Below are 12,968 nucleotides of genomic sequence, written 5' to 3'. Positions count from 1 at the left end.
TCTTATTCGGTAATTTAAGCTGACTATACAAATATTATGAGTAATTTCGTTGACGCACTAAAAGAATTAGGTATAATTCGATTTGCAAGTTTGATAAGACCTTTTTGGGTTTTTAAAGGAGGTGTTAGCTTAAGAGATACATATGATCAGCTACGTTTATTTTGCGTCGAAAAAATCACCCCTATATTTCTTCTTTGGAGGAGAAAAAAAACATGTTACGAAACCGTTTGTTCTTCGTTTTGGGTTTGTTGGTTGTTGCCAGCATGATCCTTTCCGCCTGCGGCGCTCCGGCCCCTGCCGCGACTGAAGCCCCCGCTGTTGCAACCGAAGCCCCTGCCGTCGCAACCGAAGCTCCTGTTGTGCCGACTGAAGCCCCCATTACCCCCACTTCCTATACTACGCCTCACCCCATCCTCGGCGATCTTAAAGTGCGCCAGGCTCTTTCCTACTGCACAAACAAGAATGACTTGATCAAGTCAGTTTATCCTTTGCTCTCCGAAGAAGAACAGGGTAAATTGGTCATGCACACCTTCATCCCGACCAGCCACTGGGCCTATGCCGGCGATGAGAACGTCACCATTTACGAATATGATCCCGCCAAGGGCGCCGCTTTGCTCGATGAAGCCGGCTGGACCCTCGCCGAAGGTGCCGGTTTCCGCACCAACGCCGCTGGCGATGAACTCGCTCTTAAGTTCACAACCACATCCGCTGCCTTCCGCCAGACTTGGGCTGCGATCTGGGAAGCTCAGATGGCTGAGTGCGGTGTCCGCGTTGTCCGCTTGCACGCCCCCGCTTCCTGGTGGTTCGGTGACACCACTGGTCTCGCCCGCCGTGACTTCGAACTTGGCGCTTTCGCCTGGGTCGGTCAGGCTGATCCCGGTGGCCAAACCCTTTATGCTTGTGATCAGATCCCGCTTCCTGAAAATGGTTGGGCTGGTCAGAACTCCATGGGTTGGTGTAACGAAGAAGCCAGCAAGAACATCAAACTGGCCAACAATACCCTCATCAAAGATGAGCGCATTGCCGCTTACACCGTCGTCCAGAACGAATTCACAAAGGATGTTCCTTCCATTCCTTTGTTCAACCGCACCGATACCTTCGCTTCTGCTGCTGACTTGGCCGGCTTCGCTCCGACCCCTGGTCAGGAATATTACATGTACAATGCCGGCGATTGGGAACGCCCCGGTCAGGATACCATCATCCTTGGCTTCACCCAGGAACCCGCCTCCCTGTACACTTTAGTTGAAAGCGCTTTCGTTGCTGTTGCGGCTGATTACTTCCTCCGCCCCGGCTTCACCACCAGCCTCAACTATGACTACGCTCCTGTTTACCTGAAGTCATTGCCCACCCTTGAAAGCGGCGCGACCACCAACAACGATGTTGAGGTTGCTGAAGGCGCCAAGGTTGTGGATGCTGATGGTAACGTGGTTGATCTTGCTGCCGGCGTAAAAGTTATCAATGCCGCTGGCGAGACCGTCGAATATACCGGCGGAACCGTAACAATGAAGCAGTTGGTTTCCAAGTTCGAGTTCATTGACGGTATCAAATGGGAAGATGGCGAGCCGATCAAGGCCGCTGACTTCGAACTCTCCAAGACGATCGCTTGCGATCCCGAATCTGGCGCGACCTCCTTCATCACCTGTGATAAGACCGCCAGCGTTGAATTCGCTGACAATGGTTATACCCAGACCTGGATCCCCGGTGTTCAAGATCCGCTATATTTCATCCCTGTTTGGGGTCTCGAACCTTCTCACCAGGTTCTTGCTGACGGACGCAATTTGAAGGATGTCCCCGCCTCTGAGTGGGCTACCATCCCCGAAGTTGCTGAAGACCCGCTATCCTATGGTCCGTACGTTTTGACCGAATGGGTCAAGGGCGAAAAGATGGTCTTTGCAGCCAACCCCAACTGGGTATTTGGCGCTCCCAAGACCCCGAACCTCGTCATCCAGATCATCTCCGCTGAAGGCGCAGAAGCTGCCCTCCTCGGTGGTGAAGTTGACGTGCTCGATTCAACCACATTGGTCGGCCTTACTCAGACCCTTGTGGATGCCGCCACCGCTGGCACCATCAAGACCATTATCAATGCCAGCGCGACCTGGGAACATATCGACGTCAATTTGTTCCTGCGCTAATATGTAATTGCCTGTAATAATTATGGGGTAGGTGAGAGATCGCCTACCCCATAATTTACGTAATCCCCGCAGGCTTGCGTGAATGTTTCAAGGTCTGCGGGAAGTTTTTTGTAAAGTGATGTAAGCAAGAAATTATTTTTTTTATTTTCTGGGAGATGCGGCATGACTGCATATTTAATTCGCAGAGTTTTGCAATCAATTCTGGTGGTGTTCATTTCAGCCGTAGCTTCGTATGTATTGCTAAGTTTTGCGCCCGGGGGGCCAATGGCAGGTTTACGTCAAATAACACAAAGTTCCCGCTTTAAGATCACAGAAGAGGATATTGCCCGTATCCGCGCGTCCTTTGAATTGGATCTTAACCTCCCGATCCGTTTTAGCCGCTGGCTGATTGGTGTTCCGAAGGGTCCGATTGTGATCGGGGGAAAGGAATACTTTGGCGATATGGTGGTCGGGTGCCGCAAACCGATCGAGGCTGAAGTTCTTAATTCCCGCGGTGTGCTCGAAGTCGTTGTAGTGGGCTGCAAGGAAGAAGTATTACTAAAGGATATTGTCGGCCGCCGCACCAGCCGCGGCATTCTCTTTGGTGATTTCGGCTTATCCTGGCGTCTTTTGCGCGACCGCCCTGTCAGTGACCTGATCGCGAGCCGCATCCCTAAGACCCTGCAATTGATCGGTCTTGAAACATTATTGTCACTAATTATTGGCATTCCGCTGGGCATTTATTCCGCAGTGAAACAATACTCCAAGTTCGATTATATTTTTACGACACTGGCCTTTATGGGTTCAGCCATGCCCAGTTTCTTTTTTGGACTTTTGTTCATTTTATTTTTCTCGATTATTCCCAAGGGGGCCGGGCTGCCCTATCTGCCCGCCGCTCTATCAGAATCGATCCGTAATTACACCATCCCCTTGATCGGTGAAGTGATCGCCGGTTCGGCAAAAGACAGGATCCTGCACATGATCCTGCCTGTCGCGGTCTTGACCATTCTCAATATCGCCGGGTGGAGCCGCTTTATCCGCGCCAGCATGCTGGACGTGCTGCGTCAGGATTATGTCCGCACAGCGCGCGCAAAAGGCCTTAGCCAGAACGTGGTCATCATGAAGCATGCTCTGCGCAATGCGCTGATCCCTTTTGTAACGATCGTTGTTTTCACGATACCGGGTTTGTTCGGCGGGGCGATCATCACCGAAAGTATATTCTCATGGCCGGGCATGGGCAGGCTTTACATCCTGGCGCTGGGTGATTATGACTATCCAGTTGCAATGGCGCTTTTCTTTATCCTGTCCGTCTTGACTGTGATTGCGACTTTGTTGCGTGACATACTCTATACAATCGTGGATCCCCGCATCCGTTTAAACTAGCATTGAGGAAACATCAATGACCGTACCCGCTCATATGGATAATCTTAAAGCCGAAGCCGTTACCATCGAGGAACGCAGTCCGTTCCAGGTGGTGTCGATGCGTTTTATGAAACACCGACTGGCGATGGTGTCTTTGGCTGTCATGGCCGTGATCTTTACCCTGACAATTCTGGCTCCTTATATTACATCCTTTAAAGTTGATGAATTAAATGTCAATGATTATTTCCGTCCTTTCGGATATGTTGACGAGCCCACCGGCCGTGTCCATTATTTTGGCACAGATAATATTGGTCGTGATTACTTTTCAAGGTTGTTGTACGCGGGGCGCATCTCGCTTTCTGTTGCCTTATTGTCGGTCTTTATTTCCGAGCTTGTCGGTGTGATCGTTGGGGCGGTGTCAGGTTTTTATGGCGGCTGGGTCGATTCGGTCTTGATGCGCTTTGTGGAATTCATGTTGACCATTCCCACCCTGCCGTTGCTGTTGATCATTTCCTCCATGCTTTTGCGGAACGAAGATCTGATTCCCATTCCAGAGGGGGTGCTCAGAGTGGTGGGGAACATCATGCTGCTCGGTCCCAAAGATGCACGCAGCGCGGTCTTGATCGTGATCGTTCTGGCAGGCTTCGGCTGGCTTTCGTCCGCGCAATTGATGCGCGGAACAGTGCTTTCCCTGCGCGAGCAGACCTTTGTCGAAGCCTCCCGTTCCCTGGGCGCCACGGATGTATGGATCATCTTCAAGCACATGATCCCGAACGCGATGGCTCCGATCATCGTGGATGCTTCGCTCGGATTGGCGGGTTTCGTGGTCGCAGAAGCAGCGCTCGCCTTTTTAGGTTTTGGTATTCAAGATCCCATCCCTACCTGGGGCAATATGCTGTCTGCAACGCAAACGTACATGTTCGATAAACCCTGGCTTCCGCTCGTGCCGGGCCTGCCCATTTTTATTTGTTCTCTTGCTTTCAATTACATTGGTGATGGTCTGCGCGATGCGCTTGACCCGCGCTTGAAGTTATAGCGTTATGAAAAAAATCTCAAATATGGGAGTTACTTGTGGCAACAAATAATCAAACCCCTTTGCTTGAAGTACGTAATCTTAAGACTTACTTCTATACTGAAGACGGCGTTGTGCATGCCGTGGATGGTGTGGATTTCTATGTCAATTCCGGTGAGGTCTTGGGCATTGTGGGTGAGTCAGGTTGCGGCAAAAGCGTAACTTCACTATCCATCATGCGTCTGATCAGCCAGCCCGGCAAGATCGAGGCAGGCGAGATATTGTTTGAAGGCAAGGACCTTGTGAAGGCTACTGAAGAGGAGATGATGAAAATACGCGGCAACCGCGTTTCCATGATCTTCCAACAGCCGCAGTCCGCCCTAAACCCTGTATTCCGCGCCGGTGACCAGATCTCTGAGGTGTTGAATATCCATCAGGATTTCGGCAAGGAAGCGGGTCAAAAGCGCGCCGTGGAACTGCTCAAACTGGTGGGCATTCCCGAGCCTGAAAGCCGCGCCCAATCCTTCCCGCATGAATTATCCGGCGGTATGGCTCAGCGTGTCATGATCGCGATGGCGCTGGCTTGTGTGCCCGATCTGCTCATTGCGGATGAACCGACCACAGCGCTGGACGTCACCATTCAGGCTCAGATCCTGGATCTGATGCGAGACATGCGCACCCAGCTGGGCTCTGCCATGATCCTGATCACCCATGATCTGGGTGTGATCGCTGAAATGGCGGACCGCGTGGCGGTGATGTATGCGGGTGAGATCGTTGAACAATCATCAGTGGCGACATTGTTTGATGCGCCGCTCCATCCCTACACCAAGGGTTTGATCGGCTCCATCCCAGTTTTGGGCGAGGTGCGCGATCGATTGGATGTCATCCCGGGATCGGTTCCAAATCTGGTCAATCTTCCTACGGGCTGCCGCTTTGCGCCGCGCTGTATGGCGCGTGTGGAGCATAACCTGGCAATTTGTTCTGATAAGCGTCCTGAGTTAAACGAAGTTTCCACTGAGCATAAAGTACGCTGTTGGCTCTACCAGGATTCTGATCAGCATGTTGCTCCGATAAAAATTGGCAGTAAATCCTAAAGGGATGATGTGGCTATGAATACAAAAATGCAAACTCAAGAGAAGACCGACCTGTTGGTTGTAAAGAATCTAACAAAATATTTCCCGGTTCGTTCCGGTGTTTTTCAGCGTACGACAGCCTGGGTACAGGCTGTGGACAAGGTAAGCTTTGCGGTGAAAGCCGGCGAGACCTTGGGCATGGTGGGTGAGTCTGGTTGTGGAAAGACCACGGTTGGCCGCTCCATTTTGCGTCTGATCGAACCGACTTCCGGTGAAGTCTCCTTTAATGGTGAAGATATTATCAAGATGCGCCCCAGATCACTAAAAGCCTTACGCCGCGATATGCAGATCATCTTTCAGGATCCGTACGCATCGCTTAATCCGCGTATGCCGATCGGTGAAGCGGTGATGGAAGGATTGCAGATCCACAAGATCGGGCATCCCAAGGAACGCTGGGATGTTGCCATCAATATGTTAAAGAAAGTCGGGCTTGAGGAATATCACGCCCGCCGTTATCCGCATGAATTTTCCGGCGGTCAGCGCCAGCGCATCGGTATTGCGCGCGCCCTGGCGTTACAGCCAAAGTTCATTGTTTGCGATGAACCGGTCTCTGCGCTGGATGTTTCCATTCAATCACAGGTCTTGAACATCCTTAAAGATCTGCAAAAAGAATTCGGCCTCACCTATCTTTTCATTGCGCACAATCTTAGCGTGGTCGAGCATATCTCCGACCGTGTGGCGGTGATGTACCTCGGCAAGATGGTGGAACTTACCGGTCGCGATTCCCTTTACCGCGAACCTTTGCATCCTTATACAAAGGCGTTGCTTTCTGCGATTCCAGTGCCGCATCCAGAAGTCAAGCGTGACCGCACGATCCTCAAAGGCGATGTGCCCAGCCCGTTGAATCCGCCCAAGGGCTGCCGCTTCCACACACGCTGCCCGATCGCGGTCGCCAAGTGTTCACAGGATGAACCTGAATTCAAAGAGGCGAGGCCCGGACATTGGGTTGCTTGCTGGCTTGTGGAATAAAATTTTAAAATATAAAGCAAAAATAAAACCGCTGAAAGGCGGTTTTATTTTTGCTTTAAGGCATTTTTTGGGTTGAAAATACAACACCTTGACATATTAAATAAATAGCTTCCGGAAGTACAACTTATGGTCGTTTGATGTATAATTCGGCGTGCTTTGTTGGCAGTTCGTCCAGTTATTATCCCAATGTAGAAAAGGACCTCGCGCATGCCTGATCTTTTGTTAGATATTAAAGGCCTTGAAACTCATTTCAAGACTCCGGATGGGATTGTTCATGCAGTAAATGGTGTCTCCTTCGGCTTGAAGGAAGGTGAAACTTTGGGGGTGGTAGGTGAGAGCGGTTGCGGTAAGAGCGTGACCATGCTTTCTGTGATGGGGTTGATCCCGTCACCTCCGGGAAAAGTCGTTGCAGGGGAGGCGTTCTTTGTCGGTCAGGACCTGCTAAAGATGTCCAAAGATGATATGCGCCATGTGCGTGGTGCGCAGATCAGCATGGTGTTTCAAGACCCGATGACCTCGCTCAACCCTGTGTTGACGGTCGGTTTCCAATTGGAAGAGCCGCTCATGCTGCATCTTGGAATGACAAGATCGCAAGCCCGTGATCGTGCGGCTGAATTATTGGGAATGGTGGGAATTCCGAATCCCAAAGAACGTTTGAATGATTATCCCCATCAATTTTCCGGCGGTATGCGCCAGCGTGTGATGATCGCCATGGCGCTGTCCTGCAGCCCGCAAATATTGATCGCAGATGAGCCAACCACTGCCCTGGATGTGACCATTCAGGCCCAGATCATGGACCTGGTGAAACGCTTGCGTGATGAGCTGGGAATGACAATTATCTGGATCACACACGATCTGGGTGTCGTTGCCGGTCTGGCCAAGCGTGTGATGGTCATGTATGGCGGTTATATTATTGAAGAAGCGTCTGTCAATGAATTGTTTGCCAGCCCCACCCATCCCTATACGCTTGGTTTGATACAAAGCCTGCCGCGGGTGGATCAGGATCAGCATAAAAAATTATATTCCATTGAAGGTCTGCCCCCCACCCTTTATCAAAAACCGACATTCTGTCCATTCGCGCCGCGCTGCAAATGGGCCATGGAGCGCTGTTGGAAAGAGAATCCGGTCCTGGAAACTGTCGGCCCTGAACATCGTGTGGCTTGCTGGGTAGATACGAAAACGGGGAGAAACCGCTAATGGCTACTGCTAATAAAAATGATACTATGCTTCGCGTTGACAATCTTGTAAAGCACTTTCCGATCTATCGGGGCCTGTTTCAAAAACAGGTCGGCGCAGTGCGCGCTGTGGATGATATTTCTTTTGATATCAAACGCGGCGAGACACTGGGGCTTGTAGGCGAATCCGGCTGCGGCAAATCCACGACCGGGCGCGCCATTCTTCAGTTGTACCGCCCGACTTCCGGTAAAGTGGATTTTGACGGCGTTGATCTTGTTCACCTTAAGGGTGAGGAATTACGCCGTACACGCCGCAAGATGCAGATGATTTTTCAGGATCCATACGCCAGCTTAAATCCACGCATGACCGTCGGAGCCATTATTGGCGAACCGCTCATTGTTCATAATCTTGCTTCCGGCAAGGAAGTGGAAGATCGCGTTAAGCAGCTATTGGAACTGGTTAAGCTCAACCCGGCTTTTTCCTCCCGTTATCCGCATGAGTTTTCAGGCGGCCAGCGCCAGCGTATCGGCGTGGCGCGTGCGCTTTCCCTGCAGCCATCCTTCATTGTCTGCGACGAACCGATCTCCGCGCTGGATGTATCCATTCAAGCCCAGGTCGTTAATTTGCTGGAAGAATTACAGGAACAATTCAACCTGACCTATTTGTTCATTGCGCATGACCTTTCCATGGTGCGTCATATCAGTACGCGTGTGGCTGTCATGTACCTGGGCGTGATGGTTGAATTGGCTGACCGTGCAGGGTTGTATGAATCACCGCTGCATCCCTACACCAAAGCGTTGCTTTCAGCGGTTCCAATTCCTGACCCGATCGCGGAATCGAGTCGTAAACGGATGATCCTGGAAGGCGATGTGCCGTCTCCGGCGAACCCGCCATCCGGCTGCCGCTTCCGCACGCGCTGTCCGATCGCTGAGAAACTTTGTGCCGAGTCGCGTCCGGAGTTTCGCGAGGTAACCCCAGGTCATTTTGTGGCCTGTCATTTAGTCAAGTAAACGATCATTAAAATCTAAACTTAAAAGGAGGTGGTTGCTGCAAGTAGATAAGTACTTTGTTCTTCCAACTGTCTGTTCGTAAACAAACCTTTTTTCAACTATATGAGGAGAAGAAATATGCGTAAAATTTTTGCTTTATTGAGCCTCGTGGTCGTTTTGAGCATGGCTCTTGCGGCTTGTGGCGGCGGCGCTCCCGCTGCGACAGAGGCACCCGCCACCGGCGCTGAACAACCCGCCGCGACCGAAGCCCCCGCTGCTGCAACAGAAGCACCCGCTCCTGGAGCTGTCCGTGAGAACGTACTGCGCGTCAACACCGGTACATACCCCGACATTATCGACCCGCAGAAGTCATCTTTCGTCAATGAAATCGCCCACCTGAACAAGGTCTACATGGGCTTGACCACATTGAATGAAAAACTCGAAACCATCCCCGGCGCTGCTGAATCCTTTACATTCAACGATGATGCGACCGAGTTGGTCTTCGTCTTGAAGCCCGGCCTGCTCTACAGCGATGGCTCCGTACTCAATGCCAAGCGCTTTGAGTTCGCCTTCCAGCGCAATATTGACCCCGCCACCGCTGGCGAATATGCCTCCATCACAGACGAAATCGTCGGTGCTCCTGAATGGCGCGCTGCTGATACCACTGCTGCTGATTACGACCCCGAAGTATTCATTGCCGCCTTGGGTGTCAAAGCCTCTCATGCCGACGGCGCTGAATGCGTTGATTACGAAGACACCGAGTGCAATACCCTGACCATGAACTTCTCGAAGCCCGCCCCTTACTTCGCGACCATCGCGGGTATCTGGGTTGGTTATCCTGCCAAGGAAGAGAACATCGCCGAAGGTGGAGACATCTGGTGGACCAGCTCCAAGTACCAGGTCGGCAACGGCCCCTTCGTCTGGCAGAGCGTTGAGCCTTTCGTGAAGTCCGTCTTCGTCCCCAATGCCAACTTTGTTGGCGCTGGCATCCCCACCTACACACTTGAATTCAGCTACATCACCGACTCTGCCGTGGCTTTTGAAGCCTATAAGAACGGTGAATTCGATGTCGTTGGTTCGGCTGCAGAAGATCTTCCGGTCATCGATGCTGATGCTGATCTGACTGCCCAGCACGTCAAATACGCTGGTTCCTGCACCACCAAGATCCAGTTCAGCCTTCACCCGACCTGGAATGGCCAGCCGAATCCCTTGGCTGATCCGAAAGTTCGCGAAGCCTTTGCTTATGCTTACAATGCCGAAGGTTGGGTTACCGATGTCGATGGCGGCCTCGGCTCTGCCACCTGGAGTTGGATTCCCCCTGGCTATCCTGGATACGACGCTGCCTCCCCGCTTAAATTTGACGTGGAAGCTGCCAAGGCTGCCCTCGCTGCTGCTGGTGAAGAATTTAACTCCGCTGAGAAGCTGAATGCCATGGGCCTCAAGATGACCTATGCTGCCAGCGCCCGTAACCAACAACGCCACGAGTGGCTCGCTGCCAACTACAAGGAAACCCTTGGTGTTGACCTTGCGCTCGACCCCGTTGAACCCACCACCTTCACCGCTCTTCAGAAGGATCCCGATACCTATCCGCTGTTCTCCCGTGGCGGTTGGTGCGCTGACTACCCGGATCCACAGAACTGGTTGAGCGTGTACTGGCGCTCTGACACAACTTTCGCCAACCGCTTTGGTTACAACAATCCTGCCTTCGATGAACTCGTCAATAAGGGCGATGTCGAAACCGATCCGACCGCGCGTATGGAATATTACGCCCAGGCTCAGCAGATCCTTCTCGCTGACATCCCGGCTGCTTTCGGTTACAACTCCCTCAACCACTATCTTGTCAAGCCGTGGGTGACGGGTTTCAATACCACTCCTCAGGATGGAACCTATCCTGGTGATGTCACTCCGTGGACCATCACGATTGACACAATGATGCCGTAAGGTTTAAAAAAACCTTTGGTTTGATTTTGAAGTAAATTTTGGCAGGGGAACGAAAGTTCCCCTGCCAAAAACTTGTAAAATTTTTGCCCTTAAATATTCATTTGACAGGCTGTATTTTTCAAGAGAGATGCCATGCTTACTTATCTGATCCGACGATTGTTTTGGCTCGTTCCAGTTCTTCTTACCGTTTCTTTGGTAACTTTTATTATCATGCACAGTGCCCCTGGTGGTCCCTGGGATACCAGCGATGAACGCCGCCAGGTCGATGCCGCCACAGCAAAATCGCTGTCTGCATATTATGGATTAGATAAGCCGATGTGGCGCCAGTTCATGGCCTATGTCATTGGCGACACCAACAGCCAGACCGGTAAATATGTTTGTGGAGTTATTTGCGGGAATCTGGGACCTTCGTATCGCCAGCGCGGGCGCTCGGTGCAGGATATTCTTTTCGGCGCACCGGAAGGCAAGACCTTCTGGCAAAGCCGTTTTGGATACTCGGTGCGGCTTGGTGTAATGGCGCTTTCCATGGCGATGTTAATTGGAATTCCCCTCGGAATTATTGCCGCGCTAAAACAAAACACCGTCGTGGATTATGTCGCATTGTTAATTGCCACCAGCGGCATCTCGGTTCCAAGTTTTGTCCTCGCCATTTTTTTCATTATTATTTTTGCATCAAAACTGCACTGGGTTAATATTTTAGTTGACGACTGGACCCAGGTTAAATACTGGTTCATGCCCATGTCGGTCTTGGGGTTTGGTACCATGGCCTTCACCGCCCGCCTGACCCGTTCTTCCATGCTGGAAGTAATGCGTCAGGATTATGTGCGCACCGCCCGCGCCAAAGGCCTGGCTGAACGCGTGGTCGTGATGGCGCATATGTTCAGGAATGCTTTGATCCCCGTGATCACCATCCTCGGACCTGCGCTGGCGGGCCTGGTGACCGGTTCCTTTATTATCGAAACCATGTTCAGCTTCCCGGGTATGGGGCGCGCCTACGTGCAGGCCATCGGCCAGCGTGATTATTCCATGATCATGGGAACTACCGTTGTTTACGCTTTACTTGTAGCGGTTGCCAATTTAAGCGTGGATTTTATCTACGTTTTTGTTGACCCACGCATCAGACTGGAGGAATAAAAAATGACCGTTGCCTCTCAACCCGAAACACATAATATCGCCAGCCTGAATGCCATTACAACTCCAAGCAGAAGTCTGGGACAGGAAGCCTGGTCGCGCTTGATCCGCAACAAAGCTTCTGTTGTGGGTATGTTCATTATTGGTTTCTTCCTTTTCCTGGCGGCGTTTGCTTCCGTCATTTCGCCCATGGATCCTCTGAAGTTACATAGCGGCAAGAAGTTTTTACCTCCGCCCTTCGATGCGGGACAGACCAACATCAAATCTGAAGCGGATTTTCTGCTTGGCACCGACTCGCTGGGGCGCGATGTTTTGAGCCGTGTTATCTATGGTTCGCGTGTCTCCATGGCGGTTGGGTTTTTGCCTACAGCCATTATCCTTTTGTTGGGAACAACGATCGGGATGACCGCTGGCTACCTTGGCGGGAGAGCGGATAATATCCTGATGCGTCTGACCGATGTGGTCTACGCCTTCCCGGACTTATTGTTCTTCATCATTGTTATGGTGGCATTGCGTGATACCTTTATCGGACAGTTAATGAATGGCTTGGTGCTGTTATTTGCCGCGCTGGCTATTGTCAATTGGGTGGGCGTTGCCCGTCTGGTACGGGGTCAGGTTCTCTCACTCAAACAAAAGGAATTTGTAGAAGCTGCGCGCTGTATTGGCGCGACCGACTTCCGCATCATGTCCAGCCATATCCTGCCGAACAGCCTCGGGCCATTGATCGTGAGCGCTGCGTTCCAGATCCCCGGCTTGATCATTACTGAAGCCATTCTAGGGTATTTGGGTGTTGGTCTGCGGCCTGCGACAGACAGCACCAGTTTCTTTATTACCAGTTGGGGTACGTTAATGCTTGACGGGCAATCCGCCATTAATACACAGCCCTACCTGCTGCTTACGCCCGCCGTTTGCGTGGCTCTGGTTGTGCTGGCGTTCACCTTCCTTGGGGACGGTTTGCGCGATGCGCTTGACCCGCGTATGCGCGGCACGCAATAAAACATGGATTAAGAAAATATAAAGGATTCGGGTCACAAAACCTGAATCCTTCTTTTATTAAACGCTTCCCTGTTGCCCCCCGCGGAAGGTTTGGGATCAAGAAGCTATGTCGGGCTGGTATTGCAAATTGAACATATTTTGTTTGGTG

10 protein-coding genes are annotated in these 12,968 nt (G+C 51.6%); all 10 read left to right on the top strand.

Features of this window, described 5'->3' with window-relative positions; translation table 11 throughout:
- Positions 1-212 precede the first annotated feature (212 nt).
- The 10 genes from IPL17_RS25975 to IPL17_RS25930 all read left to right on the top strand — a co-directional run bounded on the left by IPL17_RS25975 (position 213) and on the right by IPL17_RS25930 (position 12,820).
- Complete coding sequence (locus IPL17_RS25975; protein ID WP_345309997.1) at positions 213-2,132, top strand: ABC transporter substrate-binding protein; 1,920 nt, start codon at positions 213-215, stop codon at positions 2,130-2,132.
- 162 nt (positions 2,133-2,294) lie between these two features.
- The gene (locus IPL17_RS25970; RefSeq protein WP_345309996.1) at positions 2,295-3,494 is read left to right on the top strand and encodes an ABC transporter permease; all 1,200 of its coding nucleotides are present in this window, start codon (positions 2,295-2,297) and stop codon (positions 3,492-3,494) included.
- A 16-nt stretch (positions 3,495-3,510) separates the two neighbouring features.
- Positions 3,511-4,509: an ABC transporter permease gene (locus IPL17_RS25965; protein ID WP_345309995.1), complete on the top strand. Its 999-nt coding sequence runs from the start codon at positions 3,511-3,513 to the stop codon at positions 4,507-4,509.
- 35 nt (positions 4,510-4,544) lie between these two features.
- Entirely contained in the window at positions 4,545-5,579 is a 1,035-nt protein-coding gene (locus tag IPL17_RS25960; protein ID WP_345309994.1) for an ABC transporter ATP-binding protein, read from the top strand.
- Between the two features lie 15 nt (positions 5,580-5,594).
- The gene (locus tag IPL17_RS25955; RefSeq protein WP_345309993.1) at positions 5,595-6,587 is read left to right on the top strand and encodes a dipeptide ABC transporter ATP-binding protein; all 993 of its coding nucleotides are present in this window, start codon (positions 5,595-5,597) and stop codon (positions 6,585-6,587) included.
- Between the two features lie 207 nt (positions 6,588-6,794).
- Positions 6,795-7,784 (top strand): ABC transporter ATP-binding protein, encoded by a 990-nt coding sequence (locus IPL17_RS25950; RefSeq protein WP_345309992.1) that lies wholly within the window; start codon positions 6,795-6,797, stop codon positions 7,782-7,784.
- Positions 7,784-8,773 (top strand): oligopeptide/dipeptide ABC transporter ATP-binding protein, encoded by a 990-nt coding sequence (locus IPL17_RS25945; protein ID WP_345309991.1) that lies wholly within the window; start codon positions 7,784-7,786, stop codon positions 8,771-8,773. Before IPL17_RS25950 ends, IPL17_RS25945 begins: the two co-directional genes overlap by 1 nt.
- A 102-nt stretch (positions 8,774-8,875) precedes the next feature.
- The gene (locus tag IPL17_RS25940; RefSeq protein ID WP_345309990.1) at positions 8,876-10,693 is read left to right on the top strand and encodes a peptide ABC transporter substrate-binding protein; all 1,818 of its coding nucleotides are present in this window, start codon (positions 8,876-8,878) and stop codon (positions 10,691-10,693) included.
- Positions 10,694-10,825: 132 nt separating this feature from the next.
- Positions 10,826-11,827 carry an ABC transporter permease gene (locus tag IPL17_RS25935; RefSeq protein WP_345309989.1) on the top strand — a complete coding sequence of 334 codons (1,002 nt, stop codon included), beginning with the start codon at positions 10,826-10,828 and terminating at the stop codon, positions 11,825-11,827.
- A 3-nt stretch (positions 11,828-11,830) separates the two neighbouring features.
- A complete protein-coding gene (locus IPL17_RS25930) occupies positions 11,831-12,820 on the top strand; it encodes an ABC transporter permease (protein ID WP_345309988.1) in 990 nt (329 codons plus the stop codon).
- The last annotated feature ends 148 nt before the right edge of the window (positions 12,821-12,968 follow it).

This window comes from Candidatus Villigracilis saccharophilus, assembly GCF_016711665.1.
This window is presented reverse-complemented; position numbering and strand designations above follow the sequence as displayed.